The sequence below is a fragment of the Promicromonospora sp. NPDC023805 genome (assembly GCF_040639635.1).
Taxonomy (GTDB): domain Bacteria; phylum Actinomycetota; class Actinomycetes; order Actinomycetales; family Cellulomonadaceae; genus Promicromonospora.
The window spans coordinates 75,428-96,885 of record NZ_JBFAAH010000024.1; the positions used below are offsets into that span (position 1 = coordinate 75,428).

A 21,458-nucleotide genomic window follows, 5' to 3' on the forward strand; every position below is an offset into this window, starting at 1 on the left:
GCTACTCCCCCACGTACTGCGCCAGGTGCTCGCCGGTGAGCGTCGGCTGACCCGCCCGCGCCTGCGCCACGAGATCCGCGGGCGTGCCCTCGAAGACGATGCGGCCGCCGTCGTGCCCGGCGCCCGGACCGAGGTCGATGATCCAGTCGGCGTGCGCCATGACCGCCTGGTGGTGCTCGATCACGATGACCGACTTGCCCGACTCGACGAGGCGGTCCAGGAGCGCGAGCAAGTTCTCGACGTCCGCCAGGTGCAGACCCGTGGTCGGCTCGTCCAGCACGTACACGCCGCCCTCGCGGGCCATCTCGACCGCCAGCTTGAGCCGCTGCCGCTCTCCCCCGGACAGTGTCGTCAGCGGCTGGCCGATACCCAGGTAACCGAGACCGACGTCGGACAGCCGCTCCAGGATCTTGTGCGCGGCCGGCACCGGAGCGGGACCGTCCTTGGCGAAGAACGCGGTGGCCTCGGCGACCGGCATCGCGAGCACCTCGCTGATGTCCTTGCCGCTCTCGGCGCCAGCGCCGTCGGCACCGCCGCCGAGCGTGTAGACCAGTGCCGACGCATCGAACCTCTTGCCGCCGCAGTCCTCGCACGTGGTCGCCACGGTGTCCATGAACCCGAGCTCGGTGTAGATCACGCCGGCGCCCTTGCAGGTGGGGCACGCACCCTCCGAGTTCGCGCTGAACAGCGCGGGCTTGACGCCGTTGGCCTTGGCGAACGCCTTGCGGATCGGGTCCAGCAGACCCGTGTACGTCGCGGGGTTGGACCGCCGCGAACCCCTGATCGCGCCCTGGTCGACCGTCACGACACCCGCGTCGGCCGGGAGCGACCCGTGGATCAGCGAGCTCTTCCCGGACCCCGCGACACCCGTCACGACGGTCAGCACGCCGAGCGGCACGTCGACGTCGACGTCACGCAGGTTGTGCGCGCTCGCGCCGCGGATCTCCAGCTTTCCCGAGGCCGGGCGCACGGAGTCCTTCAGCCGCGAGCGGTACCCGAGGTGCCGGCCGGTGAGGGTGTCGCTCCTGCGCAGCTCCTCGACGGTGCCCTCGAACTGGATAGTCCCGCCCGCGGACCCGGCGCCCGGACCGAGGTCGACCACGTGGTCACCGATCGCTATCGCCTCGGGCTTGTGCTCGACGACGAGCACCGTGTTGCCCTTGTCCCGCAGCTCGACCAGCAGCAGGTTCATCCGCTGGATGTCGTGCGGGTGCAGCCCGATCGTCGGCTCGTCGAAGACGTAGGTGACGTCGGTCAGCGCCGAGCCGAGGTGCCGGATCAGCTTGGTGCGCTGCGCCTCGCCACCGGACAGGGTCCCCGAGGGGCGGTCGAGCGAGAGGTAGCCCAGGCCGATCTCGGCGAACTTGTCGAGCTGGAGCTGCAGCCCCGTCAGGAGCGGACCGGTCGACGCACCCTCGTCGGTGGCGGCGAGCTTGCGTACCCAGGCGGCGAGGTCGCTGATCTGCATGGCGCACGCGTCCGCGATGTTGATGCCGTCGATCCTGGACGACCGTGCCGCCTCCGCCAGACGCGTGCCCTCGCACTCCGGGCAGGTCACGAACGTCACCGCCTGCTCCACCCACGCCCGGATGTGCGCCTGGAGCGAGTCGACGTCCTTGCTCAGCACCGCCTTGCGGACCTTCGGGACCAGGCCCTCGTAGGTGAGGTTGATGCCCTTGGCCTTGATCTTGGTGGGCTCCTTGTACAGGAAGTCCGCGAGCTCCGTCTCGGTGTAGTCGCGGATCGCCTTGTCCGGGTCCACGAAGCCCGACTCGATGTACGTGGCGACCATCCAGCCGTCGGCGTTGTAGCCGGGGATCTTGATCGCGCCCTCGTTCAGCGACTGCGAGTCGTCGAAGAACTTCGTCAGGTCCAGGTCCGAGACCTGACCCCGGCCCTCGCACCTGGGGCACATCCCGCCGTGGTAGACCTGCTCCCGCACTATGGTCTTCTCACCCGTGGACGACGTCATCACCCCGCTCGCCTTGCGCGCCGGGACGTTGAACGAGAACGCGATAGGGGGCCCGATCTGCGGCTGCCCGAGCCGGCTGAACAGGATGCGCAGCAGAGCGTTGGTGTCCGTGACGGTGCCGAGCGTGGAGCGCGGGTTGGCCCCGAGGCGCTCCTGGTCGACGACGATCGCCGTGGTCAGCCCGTCGAGCTGGTCCACCTCCGGGCGGTCCAGGGACGGCATGAACCCCTGCACGAACGCGCTGTACGTCTCGTTGATCATCCGCTGCGACTCCGCGGCGATCGTCGCGAACACCAGCGAGCTCTTGCCCGACCCGGAGACGCCCGTGAACACGGTGAGCCGCCGCTTCGGGATATCGAGGCTGATGTCCTTGAGATTGTTCTCCCGAGCGCCCTTGACGCGGATCAGGTCATGGCTGTCGGCGGGGTGGGTGTCCATGGCAGCAACACTAGGCGGGGCGCCGCGAGCGCCGCTTCTCGATATCTGACCGGTATCCGATCGGTGCAGTCCGATCGGTCGTTTCCCGCGCCCCTACAGTTGCGCTGTGAATGATGCGAGCAATGCCGCGAGCAAGGTGCCGTTCGTGCTGGTCGATGTCTTCGCGGGGCGGCCGCTGGCCGGGAACCCGGTGTCGGTGGTCCCGGACGCGGACGGCCTTCCCGTGGGGACGATGCGGGCGATCGCGCGGGAGTTCAACCAGTCGGAGACGACGTTCGTGCTCGGGGCCTCGGACGGGCGGGCGGACGTCCGGTTCCGTTCGTTCACGCCGACCGGCGAGGAGGTCGGCGGGGCGGGGCACAACATCGTCGGCGCGTGGATCTGGCTCGCGGGCGCTGGCCGGTTGCCGGCCGGGCAGGAGTCGTTCGTGCAGGAGATCGGCGACGACCTGCTCCGGGTGCGTGTCACGAGGGCCGGCGGAGCCGCTGGACCCGGGTCGGCGGGCGGCGTCGAGGTCACGATGACCCAGCTGGCGCCGGTCGCGGGCGGGGTGCTCCCCGCTGGCGCACGAGGCGGGCTGGCGGGTGCGCTCGGGATCCGGGCGGCCGACCTCGCGGACGGTTCGCCGCGGGTCATCTCGACCGGTGCCGGTCACCTGCTGACCGAGGTGCGGTCACGGGCGGTGGTGGACCGGGTGTCCCCCGACTCCCGGCGGCTGGCCGACGCGCTGCGGACGGTCGGCGCGGAGGGCTGCTACGTGTACACGCTCGAGGCCGCCGCACAGGAGGACCGGGTGGCGCCGTACGCGCGGTTCTTCAACCCGATCATGGGTATCCCGGAGGATCCGGCGACCGGTACGGCGGCTGGGCCGCTGGCGGCGCGCCTGGTCGAGGAGGGCGTCCTTGCCCAGGGGGCGACCGTGGAGATCGAGCAGGGTACGGCGCTGGGCCGGCGGAGCCTGATCCGGGTACGCGCGCTGCCGGACGGCGTGGAGCTGACCGGCAGTGGCGTCGTCTCGGCCGAGGGCGTGCTGCACCTGTGGGCGGACCAGGTCTGACCCGCCCCGCCGGCCCGCCGGCCCGGGTTCAGAGCTGCTTGATGCGGACCGTGTTGCCCGCCGGGTCGCGGAAGGCGCAGTCCCGGAAGCCGTAGGGCTGGTCGATGGGCTCCTGCATGACCTCGGCGCCGCTGGCCGCCACCCGTTCGAAGGTGCTGTCGAGGTCGCTGGCGCCCAGGATGACGGCGGCGTAGGTGCCCTTGGCCATCATCTCGGCGACGGTGCGGCGTTCGGTGTCGGTGACGCCGGGGTCGGCGGCGGGCGGTGTCAGGACGATGGACGTGCCGGACCCGCCTCCGGGACCCACGGTGATCCACCGCATGGCGCCCTGGCCGACGTCCAGGAGGACCTCGAAGCCGAGAGCGTCACGGTAGAAGGCGAGCGAGGCCTCCGGGTCGGTGTGCGGGAGGAACGTCTGGTGGATGCTGATGCCGGTGTCTGTGCTCATGGCAGTCACGCTATGGCCGGTCAGGTGGTGCGCGCTTCTCGATTCCTGACCGGACTCTTGGCCAGGTTCCGGACCGGTCTGGTGACCTGCTTCGCGATGCACGCAGGGAGGCCGGCAGTGTCGATCGACTCGGCCGCGAGCAGCGGGTCGTTGCGGTAGACGCTCGGCGGTACACCGACCAGCTCGGTGAAGCGCGTGCTGAAGGTCCCCAGCGAAGAGCAGCCGACGGCGAAGCAGACCTCGGTGACGCTGAGGCCGCCGCGGCGCAGCAGCATCATGGCGCGCTCGATGCGGCGCGTCATGAGGTAGCTGTACGGGGACTCGCCGTAGGCGGCCTTGAACTGCCGCGACAGGTGTCCGGCCGACATGTGGACCCCGGCCGCGAGCGCCTCGACGTCCAGGGGCTGGGTGTACTCGCGGTCCATGCGGTCGCGCACCCGGCGGAGCAGGGTGAGGTCGCGCAGGCGCTGGGTGTCGGAGGCCGTGCTGGCGGGGGTCTCGCTGGTCACGGGTGTGATGTTGCCACGGGACGCCGGTTCGCGGTGGGCGGGCGGGTTCGGCCCTCCCGGTCAGTTCTCCTGGAGGAAGTCGTCGGTGAGGGTCAGCTCGGAGCCGTCGTGCCCGTGCACCACCAGGTGGTCGGTCTCGAAGGTCACCTCTATCTCCTCGGCGGTGTGGTGCTCGAGGTCGGTGAACGGGCTGGCCACGTAGCTGATGCGCGGTCCGAGCTCAGGGTCCTTGTGCGCGACCCACAGCACGCCGCCCGGTGACCCGTCGTCGCGCAGCTGGACGCACAGCGGGCCCGCGGCCTGGTCCGGGTCCGGGTCCGGGTCGCACACCTCGTGCACGAGGCGTGGCTGGAGGTGGTCGGCCACGACGGACCAGACGCCGACGCCGACCAAGGCGATCGCCGCACCGGACAGGGCACCCAGGAGGAAGCGTTTCACGCGGCCGACCCTAGCGGGTCGGGGGGATCGCGCGGACCCGCGATAGGTGCTCCCACCAGCCAGGATTCCAGGATTCGTCGCCGGAACCGGGAACAAACATGCCGGTTTCATCCGTTACCAGTCAGTGGAATGAGCATCTGTCCTACGACCTGACTCGCTCCGGTCCGGATGCCGGTCCAGCACCTTCACAGGGTGTTCCCGGCGTTTCCGGATCGGCTCGCGCGATGCTGCTCACCCGGCCCCCTACGAGTGGAGGACCATGTGACGACACCCGCTGTACTGCCCCGCCTGCGCCCCGTACCCGGACCCGGCGAGACCCCTGGTCCGCTGATGATCGTCGTGGGCGGCGTGCCAGGAGCCGGTAAGAGCACCCTGCTGGCGAGGGTCGCCGACGACGTGCCCCGCACCGTCGTGCTCGACCCCGACCGCTACCGGCGCGGGATCGCCCGGCGGCTGCCGTCCTTCGTCCCGTACGGCACCTACCGGTGGGCGGTGCACACGCTGCACGCCGTCGAGACGATGGCCCGCCTCGCGCGCGGCCCACGCTCCGCCGCCCCGGTGCTGGTGCACGACACCGCTACCCGGGCCCGGCGCCGGGAGACCCTTGGCGTCCTCGCGCGGCTGCGCGGCTGGGACCCCGTGCTCGTGGCAGTGGACGTCTCCCTGGCCGAGGCGCTCGACGGCCAGCTGGACCGCGGCCGGGTGGTGCAGCCAGAGGAGTTCGTGCGGCACTGGGAACGGTGGACGGCGCAGCGCTCGGCGCTCGCGGCCTCGGACGGCGGCCCGCGCGGCCCGTGGTCCGGCGTGTACCTGATGGCGCGCTGCGACGCGTACCGGCGGGTTCGCGAGATGGCCAGACGGCGCTCGCTGGTGCTGGCGGCGGCAGGGCCCGGCACAGCCGAAGCCCCGACCGGCGCGGTCGACCAGCCGTGCGCCGCGTAGCTTCCTAGACGGGCCGACGCCGCGGGCTGTGCCCGATCAGCGCCGGTAGGCGGCCTGGACCACGTTCCGGGCCGCCACCGACAGGGCCTCGCCGTCCTGCGTCGCCCTGTCCACGAGCGCCGTGTACGCGGTCTCCATGTCGACGTCGAGCTGGTGGGCCAGCACGCCCTTGGCCTGCTCGACGACCACGCGGCCCTCCAGCGCACGGGCGAGGCGGTCGGCGACGGCGCCCTGCTCGAGGCGCTCGGGCTGGACCAGGACGAGCGCCGCCATGTCCGCGAAGGACCGGGCGGTCGCCGCCTGCTCCTCGTCATGGGCGCTGCTGCGGTGGCTGAACAGGTTGAGGCCGCCCAGCACGCCGTCGCGCCAGCGCAGCGGGTAGGCGTGCACGGCGTTGAAGCCCGCCTGGACGATCGCGGGCCCCACCTCCGGCCACTGGGCGCGCAGCGTGTCGGCCCCGACCTCCTCGACCACCTCGCCGGTGCTCAGCAGGTCCACGCACGGGCCCTCGACCACCTGCGCCTGGTAGAGCTCGAGTTCCACGGTTGCGTGGGACGTGGCGCTCAAAAGCTCCAGCGCGCCGCTCGGCGTGCGGACCAGGAGGCCTGCCGCGTCGCAACCCGTGAACCGGGCGCTGTCCCGCACTATGCGATAGAGCAGGTCCGTCACGTCGTGGTCGCCCAGGAGCGCGGACGTGGTCAGCGCCAGCGTGTCGGCGGGAGTACGGGGGTTCATGGCTCCTCGGTTCGTGGTTGCTGGTTCGAGACGATGCCGTCGGAGGCCGTGCCGTCATCGGAGTCCTCGTCGTAGGAGAAGGACAGCCTGCGTGCCAGGACGTCGGCGACCACCGACTCGAGCGTGGACGCCCTGCCGAAGGCGTGCGCGCGCAGGACGGCCAGGGCGTCGGCGGGCGCTATCCCGAGCTGGGCGACGACGACCCCGGTCGCCTGGTGCATGTGCGCGCGCTCCGGCCAGGTCGGCTGGGAGCTGACGTCCGCGGTGTCGGGGTCGCCGAGCAGAGCGGCGCCCGCCGCGTCGGCGAGGAACTGCGCCTCCTCCAGCGACCGGGCCAGCTCTCCGTCCCTGAGGTAGAGCGTCAGGACGCCGACGACGCGGCCGCTCGGCCGCATCGGGACGGCGTACACCGTCACCGGTCCGTCGATGTCGGCCGCCATGGTGGCGAAGACCGGGTACGCCGCGTCGTCGTCATCGTCCGCACGATCCTGCGGGTGGCCCTGGTGTCCCCCGGGCCCGGAGTGCCCCTCGTGGCCGTCGAGGTGGGCGACGACCGTGCGGCCCTCGGCGAACGCGAGCGCCGCCGGACCCTCGCCGAGCACCATCTGGAGGTCTTCGAGCTGCGCGAACGCTGATTCCGCTGTGCGGACCGTGAGCCGTTCGGTCGCCGAGGTGAGGGTCAGGATGCCGGCGTCCGCCCCGAGGATCTCGGTGCACGCGTCACAGAGCCGGGCCGCCAGTGGCCCCCCTGTCTGGCCCGCTGCCTGCACCCGCGCCAGTGTGCGCGCGAGCAGCGCAAGGATCTCGGCACTGTCCATGAGCGTCGTGGTCCTCCCCCCTGCCCGCAAGTCTGGCACCGACCGCCCAGCTCGCAGCCTGGCTCTCACCGCCAGCCGAGACCAGGGGCGACGTGCCGCAAGATGTTCTCGATGACGTGCGCGTTGTAGTCGACGCCGAGCTGGTTGGGCACCGTCAGCAGCAGGGTGTCCGCGGCCTGGATCGCCTCGTCCTGCCGCAGGTCCTCGACCAGCTCGTCGGGCTCGCCCGCGTACGTCTTGCCGAACCGCGCGGGGCCCGTGTCGAGGTGGCCGACCTGGTCCTCGCTGTAGACCTCCATGCCGAAGTACTGGCGGTCGCGCTGGTCGGTGATCGGGAAGATGCTGCGGCTGACGGACACACGCGGCTCGAACGCGTGCCCCGCCTCGGCCCAGGCGTCGCGGAACCGCTGGATCTGCTCGGCCTGCAGCCGGTGGAACGGCACGCCCGTGTCCTCGGTCAGCAGCGTGGACGACATGAGGTTCATGCCCTGTGCCGCCGTCCACTCGGCCGTGGCGCGGGAGCCTGCGCCCCACCAGATACGCCGGCGCAGCCCCTCGGAGTGCGGCTCGACCCGCAGCAGGCCCGGCGGGTTGGGGAACATGGGGCGCGGGCTCGGCTCGGCGAACCCCTCGCCGTCGAGCACCTCCAGGAACCGGGCGGTGTGCTCGCGCGCCAGGTCGGCGGCGCCGTCGTCCTTGGGTGCGGGCTCGTAGCCGAAGTGCCGGTAGCCCTCGACGACCTGCTCGGGTGACCCGCGGCTGATGCCGAGCTGGAGCCGTCCGCCGGAGATCAGGTCCGCCGACCCGGCGTCCTCCGCCATGTACAGCGGGTTCTCGTAGCGCATGTCGATCACGCCCGTGCCGATCTCGATGCGGCTGGTCCGTGCCCCGACCGCCGCGAGCAGCGGGAACGGCGAGGCGAGCTGGCGTGCGAAGTGGTGCACGCGGAAGTAGGCGCCGTCGGCGCCCAGCTCCTCGGCGGCCACGGCGAGGTCGATCGACTGCAGCAGCGCGTCCGACGCCGAGCGTGTGCCCGACTGCGCATGCAGCGTCCAGTGACCGAAGGACAGGAACCCGATGTTCTTCACGCTGACCTCAACTCCTTACGTGGCGGTGGTCCGTCCCGAGACCGCGGGAACGTTCCCGAACCGTTATCGGCAGGTGGGCATCGTTTCGTGCTTCCCGAGCGTCTCTACCAGTGTGAGCAACAGTGTGAACAACAACCTTCAGTACCGCACCGACGACCGTCGCACCCAGCCGGACCCCGTCCGCTGGTGGATTCCCCTCGTCGCCTCCACGGGCGCCCTGCTCGTGCTCGTTCTCGGCACCGCCGCGGTGGTCAGCAGCCTGGTGAACGCCACCATCAGCAGCATCGGCTGAGCTGCGCGCTCGCCAGACACGGATCGGCCCGGACGTCAGCGACGTCCGGGCCGATCCACGTCTCAGGCCTGCTTGCGCACCGCGTCCGCCACCGCCTCCGCCACCCGGTGGTCGAAGACACCCGGGACGATGTACGCGCTGTTCAGCTCGTCCGGCCCGACGACATCGGCGATCGCCACCGCGGAGACCCGCAGGAGCTCCGTCGTGATGTCCTTGGCACCCGTGTCCAGCAGGCCACGGAACAGCCCCGGGAACGCGAGCACGTTGTTGATCTGGTTCGGGTAGTCGCTCCGACCGGTCGCCACCACCGCCGCCGTCTGCGAGGCCTCCAGCGGGTCGACCTCCGGCGTCGGGTTCGCCAGCGCGAACACCACCGCACGCTCGGCCATCTGCGCGATGTCCGCCCCCGACAGGATCCCGGCCGCCGAGACCCCGATGAACACGTCGGCGCCCTTCAGGCCCTCCTGCAGCGTGCCGGCGAACCCGTCGACGTTCGTGTTGTCCACTATCCAGCGCCGGTGCGGGTCCTCCGTCACGACCCCCTGGTGCAGGGCGCCGTCCCGCCCGAACGCCACGATGTGCCGCGCACCCTGCGCCTTGAGCAGCCGGATGATCGCGTTGCCCGCCGCCCCGACGCCGGACACGACGATCCGCACGTCCTCCAGCTTCTTGTCGACCACCTTGAGCGCGTTGATCATCGCCGCGAGCACCACGATCGCCGTGCCGTGCTGGTCGTCGTGGAAGACGGGGATGTCGAGCTCCTCGCGCAGCCGCGCCTCGATCTCGAAGCAGCGCGGCGCCGCGATGTCCTCCAGGTTCACGCCCCCGTAGACGGGCGCTATCGCCTTCACGATCCGCACGATCTCGTCGGTGTCGGTCGTGTCCAGGCACACCGGCCAGGCGTCCACCCCGCCGAACTCCTTGAACAGGGCCGCCTTGCCCTCCATGACGGGCAGCGCGGCGGCCGGGCCGATGTCGCCCAGGCCCAGCACCGCCGTGCCGTCCGTGACCACCGCTACCGTGTTGCGCTTGATCGTCAGCCGGCGGGCGTCCTCAGGGTTCTCCGCGATGGCCAGGCACACCCGCGCCACACCCGGCGTGTACGCACGCGACAGGTCCCGGCGCGTCTTGAGCGGCACCTTGTTCGTGACCTCGATCTTGCCGCCCAGGTGCATCAGGAACGTCGAGTCGCTCGACTTGAGCACCTCGGCGCCCTCTATGGCGTTCACCGCGGCGACCACGCGCTCGCCGTGCTCCGCGTCGATCGTGTCGCACGTGACGTCCACGACCAGCCCGTGCGACGTCGAGTGCGCGATGTCCACCCCCATCACCGCGCCTCCGGCGTCCGCTACCGCCGCTACCACCGAGCTCGTGGCACGCTGCGACGCTGCCACCTCCACGCGCAGGGTGATCGTGTAGCTCGGGCTGGGCAACGACATCGTGGTTCTCCTCGGTGATCCGGTGCTACCGGGCGCGGCACTGCGCACGAGGAGATTCCTACCGCCACGGCGTGACGTGCGCCACATGGGCCCGCCATGCGGACGATCCGGCCCGCGGCCGACGGAAGATGGTGCCGTGAAGATCGCCATCGACTCCCCCGTACGCGACGACGTCGGCCGGCTCCTCGACGAGCACCTCACCGACATGTTCGCCACCTCACCCGCCGAGAGCGTGCACGCCCTCGACCACTCCGCGCTGCTCGCCCCGACGATCACCTTCTGGACCGCACGCGACGACGACGGCACCCTGCTGGGCTGCGGAGCCCTGAGCCGGCTCGACGCCCCTGGCGACCCGGCCGGCGCCGGACCGCACGGCGAGATCAAGTCCATGCGGACCGCCGCGCGCGCCAGGGGCCGCGGCGTCGCCTCAGCGCTGCTGAGCGAGGTGCTGGCCGAGGCGCGCCGGCGCGAGTACACCCGGGTCAGCCTGGAGACCGGACCGCAGGACTACTTCGCCTCCGCACGCAGGCTGTACGCCCGGCACGGATTCACGGAGTGCGGCCCGTTCGGGAGCTACACCCTCGACCCGTACAGCGTGTTCATGACCCTCGAGCTGCGCGCGTCGCAGATTCAGGCCACGGCTCACCCCGAATCCGCAGGCGGCCCCGCACGGCAGTGAGCCGCCCCAGGAGCGCCGCGCGGGTGACCGTCAGGCGGCCAGGTCCACCACGATCAGCGCGTAGTTGTCAGGCGCACCGGCTTGTTCGACGGCGTCGGCGATCGCCTGCCCGACGTCGTCCGGGTCGCCCGGCGCCACCATGAGGGTCGCGAGGTGGCCGGGTTCGAGGACGGCGTGGATGCCGTCGCCGGTGAGGATCAGGCGGTCGCCGGGGCGGACGGCGGTCGTGGCGAGGTCGGGGCCGGCGTTGGTCTCGGCGTGGCCCCCCGTCCCGGCCGGGACGATCGCGCGGTTGAGGAGGCTGCGGTCCTCGTGCGAGCGAGCCTCGTCCGCGGTGAGCCGGCCCTCCTCGATCAGTGCGGCGACCACCGTGTGGTCCCGGGTGAGCTGCTCTGCCCGGCCGTCGCGCACCAGCCAGAGGCGGGAGTCGCCGACGTGGGCGCTGAGGAGGGTCGAGCCCACCAGCAGCGCGGCGGTGAGGGTGGTGCCGAAGTGGTCGGGGTCGGTCAGCGCCGAGGCCTCGGCGGTGAGCGTGCGTTCGGCTTCGGCGACGGCGGCGAGAAGAGCCGCTGAGGGATCTCCGTCGGTCTCGTCCCAGGGCGTGTCCAGGGCGGTGAACGCGCTGACGGCCAGCCCGGCCGGGACGGCGCTCTGGTGGGGTCCGAAGCCGTCGGCGACGATGAACAGGGAGTGCCCGGCGTGGAGCGCGTCCTGCTGGGCCGGGCGGATCCCCTGCCCGAGCCGCGAGGCACTGCGGGCGGTGAGCGTCGGTCCTGTGGTGGCCATGGTGGTCTCCTTCGTGCGCAGGTGATCGACGAGAGAGGCGACGACGGAGCGCCGGGAGGCGGTGTCGGCCTCGGCCTGCCTCCAGAAGGCGGTGATCTCCGCGGCGGCAGCGCCGGGCGGCAGGGCCGCGACTGCCCGGATCCGCGCGAGCGGCATCCCGATCAGGCGCAGCCTCGCGACCAGGCGGGCCTGGTCGAGCTGCTCCGGCGCGTACCAGCGGTACCCGTTGAACGGGTCCACCCTGCTGGGGGCGAGCAGGCCGAGGTCGTCGTACAGCCGCAACGCCTTCGGCGTCAGGCCGGACATCCGGGCGAACTCGCCGATGCTCAGCTGCTCCACGTCACCATCCTCGTCCCCGACGAGGGTCGCCGGTGTCCAGGAGGCTGACGCTTCCCCCAGGGTGAAGGTCAAGGGGACGCCGCGATCACAGCCTTCGGGGCACCGGGATGCGGTCCAGGTCGGCCGCTACGGTGAGCTCGCCGTCGAACACCGTGCGTGCCTCCTTCTCGAACTCCTCCGGGTCCGTGTACCGCTGCGAGAAGTGGGTGAGCACCAGGCTGCGTACGCCGCACCGCGCGGCGACGGTCGCCGCCTGCAGGGCCGTCAGGTGCCCGTGGTCGCGCGCGAGGTCCCTGTCGCGGTCCAGGAACGTCGACTCGATGACGAGGAGGTCGACGCCGTCGGCGAGGCTCCACACCGCGTCGCACAGCCGGGTGTCCATCACGAACGCGAACGACTGCCCCGGTCGCGGGTCGCTGACGTCCTCGACCCGGACGGTCCCGTGCGCGGTGTGCAGCGCACCCTCCTGGGCCAGCCGCCCGACGTCGGGTCCGGTGATGCCGGCGGCGGCGAGCCGGTCGGGGTCCATCCGGCGGCCGTCCGGCTCGTCGAGCCGGTACCCGTAGGCCTCAAGGGAGTGGTCGAGGCGGGCCGCCCGCAGGACCGCGGGGCCGTGCACCTCCCCTGGTACGCGCGGCACGACGCCGTCGTCGGACAGGCCCTGCAGCGCGAGGCGCTCCTGGTGGTAGTACGCGGTGGAATCGCACAGCGCCTCGATCCAGCGTCTGCCCGACGCCGGGAACGTGACGGGCACGGTGTGCGGCACGGCGTCGAGGCTGATCCGCTGCACGACGCCGGCCAGGCCGAGGCTGTGGTCGCCGTGCAGGTGGGTGATCGCTATCCGCGTCAGGGCGGTCGCGGAGATGCCCGAGTGCAGCATCTGACGCTGGGTGCCCTCACCGGGATCGAACAGGATCACCTCGTCGTCCCAGAACAGCGCGTAGCCGTTGTGGTTGCGGGTCCTGGTGGGCACCTGGCTCGCCGTGCCGAGGGCGACGAGCTCGCGGCTGGCGAGCCGGTGGTTAGCGGGGCGCTGGAACACGTTCGCATTGTGTCCCGAAGACACCGGAACCGGCACGAGAAAACTGCATGACGGAGGTGTTGGCACGCATTTTCAAAAGATCACCCGCATCCGGGAAGCAGATTCACCGGGTCACAGCCATACTTCGCCTGAGCCAGTACGAGGACGGCCCAGCCGAATCCGAGCAGCATGGCTCCGCCAACAAGGATGTTGAGGACCGGATAGTTCCCGTCCTGCAGGACGGGAGCCAGCGCCAGGGCGGCCCCCGCAAGGAGGCAACCGAGTGTCACAATGGTGATTGGGCTGGTCAGAGCGTCGGAACCGGTCGGTTCGGACCACCCGAACCGGCCCCCGAAGAGCGTCAGAGCGACGTACGGAAGAGCGAAACCGAGCGCGGCGATCGCGCGCCAGTCCATGATCGAGAGCTTCGACAACACCATGACCTCCCCTTTTGACCCACCCCAGACGGTGGCCAAACACCCACTACAAGTGTTAATAATCGGGGGGCGGTCCGCTATCTTTGGTAGTGATTTTCACAAAATCCGACATATTCGTACGATCTCCACTTTCAGGACTTCCGCGCTGATGGCACCCTGTGGCGCGTCGTAGCGCCACAGGCGGCACGGCTGTCGAGAAGGGACGCGCATGGCGAGGGACGAACGCGTAGGCAAGCCCGCGTACGCAGCGGTGTCCACACGGATCACCGGCATCCGGGTGGCTCGGGCGCGCTTGCGCGAGATCGCCGTCGTGCGGGTCGACGAGCGGGGCGCGGTCGTCGACGAGTGGTCGGCGGTCCTGCATCCGGACGGGGCGTGGATCGCGCTCGCCGACGTCGCCTCCACCCTGCGCGAACGCCTCTCGCAGATGGCGATCATCACCCACAACGGCCGGCTCGGCATCGAGGTGCTGCGGGCCGAGCTGTCCCACCTGGGGTGGCAGCTGCCCGCGTTCGCGCAGCTGACGACGGTCGACGCGAGCTATCACTACCTGCCGGGCCTGGTGCACCGGCGGCTGTCGGACTGCTGCACGGCCGCAGGGGTCCCGTTCGAGGGCGGCGGCGTCCCGCCGCACACGAGTCCTGTGAACGAGGCCCGCGCCACCGCGGGGCTGCTGAGCCGGTTCCTGCAGAGCGGGAACGGGACGTCCGACCTGCCGGAGCTGCTGCAGGTCACGCTGCGGGCCTGGGTGTACCCCTGGCCCACCGGGCCCAGCCGGGCGGCCGAACCGCCTCGCCCCTGGCCTGGCCGACGGGGCCCCGGCATCCTCACGACGCTGGGGGGACAGCCGCTGGCCGACGCGATCTCCGCCGTGGCCGACGTGCACACCCACGGTTACCTGGCCCTCGTCGCGGAGATGCTCCAGGACGGGCGCCTCACGCCCGAGACGTCCGCGGGGCTCGCCGACGCGGAGCCGCTCTACCGGCTCACGCCCGAGGCAGCCGCCGACATCCGCGGGAAGTTCTTCGACGCGCTGGTACGCCAGGCGATCGCCGCCGACCGGTACCACCTGGACGCCCGGCAGGAGCTGTGGCGGGTCGCGGACACGATCGGCTGCCCACGGGACGCGGTGATCGAGCCGATCGTCGAGGCGACCCCCGTCGACTTCCCCAAGCTGGACGACGACACCGGGGCCAAGAAGCCCACCGACGGCCGCAGCGTGGCGACGCCGGCCCAGATGCGGGCCTGGGCCATCGCCAACGGGTTCGACGTCGAGGGCTACATCCGGCTGCCCTGGTCGATAGTGCGGGCCTTCGAGGAGGCGCACGCGGAGCCTGTGGACCGGACCGCGCGTATGACGTCGTTACAGGCCCTACCGACGAACGAGCGGCCGACCCTCGACCAGTCGGTGCTCGACCGGGTAGCCCGCGAGCGGCCGATCCTGCGATCGGGCCCGCTGCCGAACCCGCATCCGGCTCCCCGACTGGGCCGGGAGCAGGGCCTCGGCGGCGAGCTACCCCAGCTCGAGTTCGACCGCCTGGAGACCCCGCCCGTCGGCAATCCGGTCGTCTGACCTGGCCGGCCTTCGTTCAGCACAGCACGTGCTGTGCTGAACGCTGCTCAGGCGTCCGGGAAACCCTTCGGGTTCTTGGACTGCCAGCGCCAGGTGTCCGCGCACATGTCGTCGATCGTCCTGGTCGCGCGCCAGCCGAGCTCGGTGTTGGCGCGGGTCGGGTCGGCCCAGAACGCGGGCAGGTCACCGGCCCTGCGCGGGCCGATCTCGTACGGCAGCTCGTGGCCGACGGCCCGCTCGAACGCCTTGAGCAGCTCCAGGACCGACGTCCCCGTACCGGTACCCAGGTTGAACGCGCGCGCCGGCTCGGCCATGGCGTCCAGGTGCTCGAGCGCCGCCACGTGCCCGGCCGCGAGGTCGGTGACGTGCAGGTAGTCCCGCTCGGCGGTGCCGTCCGCGGTCGGGTAGTCGTCCCCGAACACCGTCAGCCTGTCCCGGCGCCCCACTGCGACCTGCGCGATGAACGGCATCAGGTTGTTCGGGATGCCCTGCGGGTCCTCGCCGATGTCGCCGCTCTCGTGCGCGCCGACCGGGTTGAAGTACCGCAGGAGCGCCACCTTCCAGCCCTCGGAGATCTGCGCGATGTCCGTCAGGACCCGCTCGATCATCACCTTGGTCTGCCCGTACGGCGACGAGGACGACAGGTTCTCGTAGTCCTCCCGGTACGGCACCGGGGCCTTCTCGCCGTAGACCGTGGCCGACGACGAGAACACCAGCTTCGTCACCCCGTACTTCTGCATCGACGAGGCCAGGGCGAACGTGGAGTCCAGGTTGTTGCGGTAGTACTCCAGCGGCTTCGTCACCGACTCCCCCACCGCCTTGTACCCGGCGAAGTGGATGACGGCGTCGATGTGCTCGTGCGCGAAGAGCACCTCGGTCTTGTCGATGTCCGTCAGGTTGAACGCATGGATCGGGATCGCGCGGCCCGCGAGCGCCTCCAGGCGGCCCTGCACGGAGGGCTTCGAGTTGGAGAAGTCGTCGACGACCACGACGTCATGACCGGCGGCTACCAGGGCGAGGACGGTGTGTGAGCCGATGTAGCCGGCTCCACCCGAGACGAGAACGCGCATGATCCCAAACTACCGGCTGACTGGACCTTGCTGGTCCGGGCCTTTCCGGTCCAGGCCTTCCCGGTTCACGCAGACAGCGGTAACCTCCGGCCCGTGACGGTGTTCGAGGCGATGCTCCTGTTCGCACTGGTCGCGATCCCGCTGACGATCATGCCCGGCCTCGACAGCGCGCTCGTGCTGCGCACCGCCGTCGTGAGCGGCCGCCGGCATGCCTACGCAACGGCGCTCGGCATCAACGCGGGCGTCCTGGTCTGGGGAGTGGCCGCCGCGGTGGGTGCGACGGCGGTGCTCGCCGCCTCCGCGACCGCGTACCGCGCCCTCACGCTGGCAGGCGCCGGCTATCTCCTGTGGCTCGGCGGGCAGATGCTGTGGTCCAGCTTCCGCCCTGGCCGCTACGACGCGCTGCCCGACGCCGCCCTGACCCGTGACGCCCCGGCTGACGCCGACCCCGCCACCGGACGGTCGGCATGGCGCTCGTTCGCCCTCGGTGCCACGACCAACCTCCTGAACCCGAAGGTCGGCGTCTTCTACCTCGCCACCATCCCCCAGTTCCTGCCCGACGACGTACCGCACCTGCTCATGGGCCTGCTGCTGGCCGTAGAGCACGACGTCCTCGGGTTCGCCTGGCTGGCACTCCTCATCAACGCCGCCGGCCTGGCCCAGCGCTGGCTCTCCGGGCGCGCCATCGCCCGCGTCACCGACCGGGTCACCGGCGTCGTGCTGCTCGCCTTCGGCGGGCGTATCGGATGGAACGCTCTCACCGGCCAGGCCCGCCCGATCTGAACGCTCCGCCCCGGACATGCGGGACCGGGCACAGTCCGTCTCGCGGGACCGGTCCCAGGCAGGCCGCCATACGTTGCGCGCATGAATCCAACGCCCGGCAAGCGCCCCGTCAACCTGACCGTCGCGATCGTCATCCTCTGGATCCAGGCAGTCACCAACCTCGGGTTCGGCCTCGTCTTGCTCGCAGAGTTCGGTCAGGGTCCAGGCGCCGGCCTCTTCGCCGCCGCCGGGCTGGTCTCCGTCCTCGCCGCCCCGGTGTTCGTGGTCGGTGCCGTAGGCCTCACCGGCCGCAAGGTCTGGGTTCGGGTGCCGGTGATCGTTGTGGAGGGCCTGACCATCCTCAGCGGACTCGTCACCGTGGTCCTCACCGTGCTCGCCGGTGGAGCGCCCACGGCCATCGTCGGGACAGCTCTCGCCATCGTGGTGCTGCAGGGCTGCTTCTCCAAGGAGTCCGAGGCATGGCTCAACGCGACCGAGACCTCGAGCGAGGCCCCGCCCCGCGTCGCTCCCTGACCTGCGCCGTCACGCCCGATACGCTCACCACGTGGCCTACACCGAGCAGCGCACCGACTCCGAGGGCCGCACCGGCCACGTCGGCCGGTACCGCGTCGACGGGCGCCTGCGCAGCACCCGCCGCTTCACCGCCAAGCGCGAGGCGCTCGCGGAGGCCCGGCGCCAGGAGGAGGCGGGCAAGCACGCCGAATGGGTGGACCCCGCCGCCGGCCGGGTCAGCGTCGCCGAGTGGTTCGCGATCTGGCAGGAGTCCCGCGTCGACCGCGCGCCCCGGACCATCGAGGCCGAGCGTGAGCGTTTCCGGTCCCTGGTCGCGCCCGTGTTCGGTGACCGGCCGCTGCGGCAGGTCACGCACGAGGACGTCGCCCGCTGGGCCGCGACGATGACCTCGCCCACCACCGGCGAGACCGCTTCGCCGGCCCGGCGCCGGGATGCGGCCCGGCTGCTCGTGGCGCTGCTCGACGCCGCCGTCGACGCGCGGCGCCTGCGCAACAACCCGGCGCGGACGCCGTCCGGCAAGGTGCCTGCCCTGCCGCGCGCGCCGAAGACCAAGCCGCACCGTTACCTGTCGCACGAGCAGCTGCGCCGCGTGGCGGACGCCGCCAGGACGCCGCAGTCCCGCACCCTCGTGCTGCTGACGGCGCTGACCGGTCTGCGCTGGGGCGAGGTCAGCGCGCTCACGGTGGCCGACGTCGACCCGCTGCGCCGTCGCGTGCGCGTCAGCAAGGCGTACACCCGTCTCGACGACGGCACCCTCCTGCTCGGCGACACCAAGACCCATGCCCGGCGCGAGGTCCCGCTGCCCGCGATCCTCGTCGCCGACGTCGCGGCGCAGGCCGCGGGCCGGACTCCCGCCGACCTCCTGTTCACCGGCACCCGGGGCGGACCCCTGCGCCGGGAGAGCTTCGACCGGTCGGCGTTCCGGCCCGCCGTCCTCGCGGCCGGCCGTGCGGTCCGCACGCTGCGCGAGGCCCTCGGCCTGCGCCCCTCCGGCCTGTACGACGACGGTGTGGTCACCGCGGTCCGTCGGCTCCAGTCCGACGCCGGGCTCGAGCCCACCGGCGTCTGCGACCCGGCGACCTGGTCCCTGGTGGCCGACGTCGACCGGGCGCGCCGGGACGGGACCCGCGGCGAGAAGGTGAGCCGCACCAGGCTGCTCACCGCGCTCTCGGGCACGACGTTGGGGCCGGGCGCCGAGGACTTCGACACCCTCACCCTGCACGACCTGCGCCACACCGCCGCGTCCCTCGCCATCTCGGGCGGGGCGACGGTCAAGGCGGTGCAGCGCATGCTCGGGCACGAGTCGCCGGTGCTGACCCTGTCCACCTACGCGGGCTTGTTCGAGGACGACCTCGACGCGCTGGGCGACACGATGAGCGCGGCGTTCCAGGCGACGTCGTTCGAGCCCTCGGCCGCATCCGCGAACGTCACCGCGATCGGCTCCGCACGGGCCTGGGCGACCGGCTGACCCGGCCGGAAGAAAACTCTCCGCACAAATCTCGCGAATCCGGGATCCTGATGTCGAGAACGTCCGACCGGCTCCGTCCCAGGAGCGAGGGCGCGCACAGCGCCCACGACTGCTCGGCCCAGCGACGGGCCCGCGACCAGGGAGAACACCATGGCGAAGTACCTGCTGCTCAAGCACTACCGGCACAACGGCCCCGCACCCGTCCCCGGTACCGAGGTCATGATGGACCAGTGGACGCCCGAGGAGATCACCGCGCACATCGACTACATGAGCCGGTTCGCCGGGAGGCTGACGGAGCGCGGTGAGTTCGTCAGCGAGGGCGCGCTCCTGCCGGAGGGCACGTTCGTCCGGTACGACGGCGAGGGCCGCCCGCCGGTGACCGACGGGCCGTTCGCGGAGACCAAGGACCTGATCGCGGGCTACATGATCATCGACGTCGAGTCCCAGGAGCGGGCGTACGAGGCAGCCGCCGAGCTCTCCGCCGCACCCGGCCAGGGCGGGCGCCCGCTCTACGAGTGGCTCGAGGTGCGGCCGTTCTTCGCCGAGCTGCAGGCCACTGCCGAGTAGATCGGGACCAGAAGCGTGCACGAGGACCGGGTGGACGACGGCCAGGTGAACGAGCTGATGCGGACGCTGGCGCCGCGGGTCCTGGGCGTCCTCGTCCGTCGCGGAGCAGACTTCGCGACGGCCGAGGACGCCGTGCAGGAAGCCCTGATCGAGGCGGTGCGCCACTGGCCAGGCAACCTCCCCGACGAGCCGAAGGCCTGGCTCCTGCGCGTCGCCGGCCGCAAGCTGATCGACGCGCAGCGCGCCGAGGCGGCCCGACGGCGGCGGGAGGAACGCGTGCACGACGAGCCGGCGTCCGGCCCTACCGAGCAGTCGGACGACACGCTGCTCCTGCTGAGCCGGTGCTGCCACCCGGCGCTCAGCCCGGCGTCGGCCATCGCGCTGACGCTGCGCGCTGTCGGCGGGCTCACCACCGCGCAGATCGCCCGCGCCTTCCTCGTGCCGGAGGCCACCATGGCGCAGCGCATCTCCCGGGCCAAGCGCACGATCACCGGTGAACGGTTCGACGCCCCCGGCGATGTCCGGGCGGTGCTGCACGTGCTGTACCTGATCTTCAACGAGGGTTTCACCGGCGAGATCTCGCTCGCCGACGAGGCGATCCGGCTGACGCGGCAGCTCGTCGCGGCCGCCGCACGGGACGCCGTGGACATCGCGGACCCCGAGGTCTCCGGCCTGCTCGCCCTGATGCTCCTGCACCACGCGAGGAGGGCCGCCCGGTACAACGCCTCGGGCGAGCTCATCTCCCTGGACCAGCAGGACCGGTCGCTGTGGGACACGGCGATGATCGCCGAGGGCGTCGACGTCCTGCAGGGGGCACTGGCCGGCGACCGGCTCGGGCCGTACCAGGCGCAGGCCGCGATCGCGGCACTGCACGACGACGCGCCCACCGCCGAGGAGACCGACTGGACGCAGATCCTCGAGTGGTACGACGAGCTGACCCGGCTCGCGGACAGCCCGGTCGTCGCCCTCAACCGGGCGGTCGCCGTCGGTCAGGTCGACGGCCCGCGTGCGGGGCTGGCCGTCCTGGCCGACGTCGACCCGAAGCTCGCGCGCTGGGACGCGGTGGCCGCCCACCTGTACGAGCGCGCGGACGACGCCGCCCAGGCGATCCGCCACTACACGATCGCCGCCGACCGGGCGACGAGCCTGTTCGAGCGGACCCACCTCATGAAGCAGGCCGCGCGGCTGCGCACCCAGCAGCAGTGAGGCGGGCTCGGCGTTCAGGAGCTGAGCGTCAGCGCGCCGTGCCGGCGTCCTGCCGGCCGCGATCGAGGTGGTGATCGAGGTGGCTCAAGTACGTGTCCAGGGCTGCGGCGCCGGCAAGCAGCGCCCGTCCGCGGTCGGACAGCCGGCCGTGCCAGTCCTCCAGCGCCGCCTCCAGCGGTTCGAGGCCACCGGCCGACCGCACCTGGGCGATCAGCGGGGCTATCTGCTGCAGGAGGTAGCCGCCGCGCCGCAGCTGGTGGGTCAGCCTGGCGTCCCGCACGGCGGCCTCGTCGTAGACGCGGTAGCCGGTCTGCGGGTCCCGGCGCGGACGCACCAGGCCGGCGCGCTCCCAGGTGCGCAGGGTCGCGGGCCTCAGGCGGAGCTGCGCGGCGAGCGGGCCGATGAACGTGTCGCGCGGGCCGGTGCGGGGCGCGGGTGTGGCGGCGGTCTCCGGGCGGGTTTCTGTGCCGGCGGGAGCCAGGTCACGCAGGGCGCCCTCGACCGCCCGGAGCGTCCGGCGGTCGTCCAGGAGCTGGACGTGGCTCTCGTCGACGAGACGGAGGGCGTCGGCGGTGTCGCCGTCGTTCACCGCTCGCATGATCGCTGTCGCCGTCTGGTGGCCGTGGCCCGGGATCAGCGCGAGGAAGGCGCGCAGGGCGCGTGCGTGCAGCGGGGTATAGGTGCGGTATCCGCTCGTCGTGCGGACGGCGGCCGGGAGGATGCCGGCGTCCTCGTAGTTCCTGATCGCCTGGGTGGACAGGCCGTGCTCACGCGCCAGGTCGATCGGCCTGAGCCGAGCAGCGCTTTGAAGCTTCGGATCCATCCACGCTCCCAGCTCGG

The 21,458-nt window shown here is 71.7% G+C and carries 23 protein-coding genes; 10 read left to right on the forward strand and 13 right to left on the reverse strand.

All coding sequences use genetic code 11. The features are described from left to right. Window position 1: 1 nt before the first annotated feature. Window positions 2–2,410, reverse strand: coding sequence for an excinuclease ABC subunit UvrA (locus tag AB0F70_RS21250; RefSeq protein ID WP_357452865.1), 2,409 nt, complete (start codon window positions 2,408–2,410; stop codon window positions 2–4). Between the two features lie 106 nt (window positions 2,411–2,516). Here AB0F70_RS21250 and AB0F70_RS21255 point away from each other — a divergent pair, with 106 nt between their 5' ends. Then, window positions 2,517–3,467, forward strand: coding sequence for a PhzF family phenazine biosynthesis protein (locus AB0F70_RS21255; RefSeq protein ID WP_357452868.1), 951 nt, complete (start codon window positions 2,517–2,519; stop codon window positions 3,465–3,467). Between the two features lie 28 nt (window positions 3,468–3,495). On the opposite strand, the gene AB0F70_RS21260 is transcribed toward AB0F70_RS21255, so the two are convergent. From AB0F70_RS21260 to AB0F70_RS21270, 3 genes are read right to left on the reverse strand one after another with little or no spacing between them, the layout of a single operon-like run. Beyond that, the gene (locus AB0F70_RS21260; RefSeq protein ID WP_357452871.1) at window positions 3,496–3,915 is read right to left on the reverse strand and encodes a VOC family protein; all 420 of its coding nucleotides are present in this window, start codon (window positions 3,913–3,915) and stop codon (window positions 3,496–3,498) included. Window positions 3,916–3,935: 20 nt separating this feature from the next. After that, the gene (locus AB0F70_RS21265; RefSeq protein WP_357452873.1) at window positions 3,936–4,424 is read right to left on the reverse strand and encodes a helix-turn-helix transcriptional regulator; all 489 of its coding nucleotides are present in this window, start codon (window positions 4,422–4,424) and stop codon (window positions 3,936–3,938) included. A gap of 60 nt (window positions 4,425–4,484) precedes the next feature. Further along, window positions 4,485–4,862 carry a hypothetical protein gene (locus tag AB0F70_RS21270; protein WP_357452876.1) on the reverse strand — a complete coding sequence of 126 codons (378 nt, stop codon included), beginning with the start codon at window positions 4,860–4,862 and terminating at the stop codon, window positions 4,485–4,487. Between the two features lie 261 nt (window positions 4,863–5,123). Between AB0F70_RS21270 and AB0F70_RS21275 the strand changes: the two genes are divergently transcribed. Further along, window positions 5,124–5,804, forward strand: a complete 681-nt coding sequence (locus AB0F70_RS21275; protein ID WP_357452879.1) for an AAA family ATPase — start codon at window positions 5,124–5,126, stop codon at window positions 5,802–5,804. A gap of 36 nt (window positions 5,805–5,840) precedes the next feature. Here AB0F70_RS21275 and AB0F70_RS21280 read toward each other — a convergent pair whose 3' ends face one another. The 3 genes from AB0F70_RS21280 to AB0F70_RS21290 form a co-directional block, all read right to left on the reverse strand. Then, the gene (locus tag AB0F70_RS21280) at window positions 5,841–6,539 is read right to left on the reverse strand and encodes a GAF and ANTAR domain-containing protein (protein WP_357452882.1); all 699 of its coding nucleotides are present in this window, start codon (window positions 6,537–6,539) and stop codon (window positions 5,841–5,843) included. Continuing rightward, window positions 6,536–7,357, reverse strand: a complete 822-nt coding sequence (locus tag AB0F70_RS21285) for an ANTAR domain-containing protein (protein ID WP_357452885.1) — start codon at window positions 7,355–7,357, stop codon at window positions 6,536–6,538. Before AB0F70_RS21285 ends, AB0F70_RS21280 begins: the two co-directional genes overlap by 4 nt. Window positions 7,358–7,422: 65 nt before the next feature. Then, a complete protein-coding gene (locus AB0F70_RS21290; protein WP_357452888.1) occupies window positions 7,423–8,445 on the reverse strand; it encodes an LLM class flavin-dependent oxidoreductase in 1,023 nt (340 codons plus the stop codon). On the opposite strand from AB0F70_RS21290, the gene AB0F70_RS21295 reads away from it, so the two are divergent. After that, window positions 8,435–8,737, forward strand: a complete 303-nt coding sequence (locus AB0F70_RS21295) for a hypothetical protein (protein WP_357452891.1) — start codon at window positions 8,435–8,437, stop codon at window positions 8,735–8,737. The genes AB0F70_RS21290 and AB0F70_RS21295 overlap by 11 nt on opposite strands. 62 nt (window positions 8,738–8,799) lie before the next feature. On the opposite strand, the gene AB0F70_RS21300 is transcribed toward AB0F70_RS21295, so the two are convergent. Next, on the reverse strand, window positions 8,800–10,176 hold the full coding sequence (locus AB0F70_RS21300) for an NAD-dependent malic enzyme (protein ID WP_357452894.1): 1,377 nt from the start codon (window positions 10,174–10,176) through the stop codon (window positions 8,800–8,802). An 85-nt stretch (window positions 10,177–10,261) separates the two neighbouring features. Here AB0F70_RS21300 and AB0F70_RS21305 point away from each other — a divergent pair, with 85 nt between their 5' ends. Further along, window positions 10,262–10,855, forward strand: a complete 594-nt coding sequence (locus tag AB0F70_RS21305) for a GNAT family N-acetyltransferase (RefSeq protein ID WP_357452897.1) — start codon at window positions 10,262–10,264, stop codon at window positions 10,853–10,855. A gap of 30 nt (window positions 10,856–10,885) precedes the next feature. Here the strand turns inward: AB0F70_RS21305 and AB0F70_RS21310 are convergent, their stop codons facing one another. From AB0F70_RS21310 to AB0F70_RS21320, 3 genes are all read right to left on the reverse strand, one after another. Beyond that, window positions 10,886–11,980, reverse strand: coding sequence for a MerR family transcriptional regulator (locus AB0F70_RS21310; protein WP_357452899.1), 1,095 nt, complete (start codon window positions 11,978–11,980; stop codon window positions 10,886–10,888). 85 nt (window positions 11,981–12,065) lie between these two features. Further along, the gene (locus AB0F70_RS21315) at window positions 12,066–13,022 is read right to left on the reverse strand and encodes a ribonuclease Z (RefSeq protein WP_357452902.1); all 957 of its coding nucleotides are present in this window, start codon (window positions 13,020–13,022) and stop codon (window positions 12,066–12,068) included. An 80-nt stretch (window positions 13,023–13,102) separates the two neighbouring features. Continuing rightward, window positions 13,103–13,441: a hypothetical protein gene (locus AB0F70_RS21320; protein WP_357452905.1), complete on the reverse strand. Its 339-nt coding sequence runs from the start codon at window positions 13,439–13,441 to the stop codon at window positions 13,103–13,105. Between the two features lie 205 nt (window positions 13,442–13,646). Between AB0F70_RS21320 and AB0F70_RS21325 the strand changes: the two genes are divergently transcribed. Next, window positions 13,647–15,011, forward strand: coding sequence for a hypothetical protein (locus AB0F70_RS21325; RefSeq protein WP_357452908.1), 1,365 nt, complete (start codon window positions 13,647–13,649; stop codon window positions 15,009–15,011). Window positions 15,012–15,058: 47 nt separating this feature from the next. Here the strand turns inward: AB0F70_RS21325 and galE are convergent, their stop codons facing one another. Next, window positions 15,059–16,081, reverse strand: coding sequence for a UDP-glucose 4-epimerase GalE (galE, locus tag AB0F70_RS21330; RefSeq protein ID WP_357452911.1), 1,023 nt, complete (start codon window positions 16,079–16,081; stop codon window positions 15,059–15,061). A gap of 93 nt (window positions 16,082–16,174) precedes the next feature. On the opposite strand from galE, the gene AB0F70_RS21335 reads away from it, so the two are divergent. From AB0F70_RS21335 to AB0F70_RS21355, 5 genes are all read left to right on the forward strand, one after another. Beyond that, entirely contained in the window at window positions 16,175–16,864 is a 690-nt protein-coding gene (locus AB0F70_RS21335) for a LysE family translocator (protein WP_357452914.1), read from the forward strand. A gap of 81 nt (window positions 16,865–16,945) precedes the next feature. Then, the gene (locus AB0F70_RS21340) at window positions 16,946–17,377 is read left to right on the forward strand and encodes a hypothetical protein (protein WP_357452917.1); all 432 of its coding nucleotides are present in this window, start codon (window positions 16,946–16,948) and stop codon (window positions 17,375–17,377) included. 31 nt (window positions 17,378–17,408) lie between these two features. Further along, on the forward strand, window positions 17,409–18,845 hold the full coding sequence (locus tag AB0F70_RS21345; protein WP_357452920.1) for a site-specific integrase: 1,437 nt from the start codon (window positions 17,409–17,411) through the stop codon (window positions 18,843–18,845). 150 nt (window positions 18,846–18,995) lie between these two features. Continuing rightward, on the forward strand, window positions 18,996–19,412 hold the full coding sequence (locus tag AB0F70_RS21350) for a YciI family protein (protein ID WP_357452923.1): 417 nt from the start codon (window positions 18,996–18,998) through the stop codon (window positions 19,410–19,412). Window positions 19,413–19,469: 57 nt separating this feature from the next. Beyond that, window positions 19,470–20,618, forward strand: a complete 1,149-nt coding sequence (locus AB0F70_RS21355) for a DUF6596 domain-containing protein (protein WP_357452958.1) — start codon at window positions 19,470–19,472, stop codon at window positions 20,616–20,618. Between the two features lie 28 nt (window positions 20,619–20,646). Here the strand turns inward: AB0F70_RS21355 and AB0F70_RS21360 are convergent, their stop codons facing one another. Continuing rightward, entirely contained in the window at window positions 20,647–21,441 is a 795-nt protein-coding gene (locus tag AB0F70_RS21360) for a MerR family transcriptional regulator (protein ID WP_357452926.1), read from the reverse strand. Between the last annotated feature and the right edge of the window lie 17 nt (window positions 21,442–21,458).

Bases quoted from the DNA above. Each gene is read 5' to 3' on its own strand.
- AB0F70_RS21250 (WP_357452865.1), bottom strand. From the start codon at position 2,410: ATGGACACCCACCCCGCCGACAGCCATGACCTGATCCGCGTCAAGGGC.
- AB0F70_RS21260 (WP_357452871.1), bottom strand. From the start codon at position 3,915: ATGAGCACAGACACCGGCATCAGCATCCACCAGACGTTCCTCCCGCAC.
- AB0F70_RS21280 (WP_357452882.1), bottom strand. From the start codon at position 6,539: ATGAACCCCCGTACTCCCGCCGACACGCTGGCGCTGACCACGTCCGCG.
- AB0F70_RS21285 (WP_357452885.1), bottom strand. From the start codon at position 7,357: ATGGACAGTGCCGAGATCCTTGCGCTGCTCGCGCGCACACTGGCGCGG.
- AB0F70_RS21295 (WP_357452891.1), top strand. From the start codon at position 8,435: ATGTTCTTCACGCTGACCTCAACTCCTTACGTGGCGGTGGTCCGTCCC.
- AB0F70_RS21300 (WP_357452894.1), bottom strand. From the start codon at position 10,176: ATGTCGTTGCCCAGCCCGAGCTACACGATCACCCTGCGCGTGGAGGTG.
- AB0F70_RS21305 (WP_357452897.1), top strand. From the start codon at position 10,262: ATGGGCCCGCCATGCGGACGATCCGGCCCGCGGCCGACGGAAGATGGT.
- AB0F70_RS21320 (WP_357452905.1), bottom strand. From the start codon at position 13,441: ATGGTGTTGTCGAAGCTCTCGATCATGGACTGGCGCGCGATCGCCGCG.
- AB0F70_RS21325 (WP_357452908.1), top strand. From the start codon at position 13,647: ATGGCGAGGGACGAACGCGTAGGCAAGCCCGCGTACGCAGCGGTGTCC.
- galE (WP_357452911.1), bottom strand. From the start codon at position 16,081: ATGCGCGTTCTCGTCTCGGGTGGAGCCGGCTACATCGGCTCACACACC.
- AB0F70_RS21340 (WP_357452917.1), top strand. From the start codon at position 16,946: ATGAATCCAACGCCCGGCAAGCGCCCCGTCAACCTGACCGTCGCGATC.
- AB0F70_RS21350 (WP_357452923.1), top strand. From the start codon at position 18,996: ATGGCGAAGTACCTGCTGCTCAAGCACTACCGGCACAACGGCCCCGCA.
- AB0F70_RS21355 (WP_357452958.1), top strand. From the start codon at position 19,470: ATGCGGACGCTGGCGCCGCGGGTCCTGGGCGTCCTCGTCCGTCGCGGA.
- AB0F70_RS21360 (WP_357452926.1), bottom strand. From the start codon at position 21,441: ATGGATCCGAAGCTTCAAAGCGCTGCTCGGCTCAGGCCGATCGACCTG.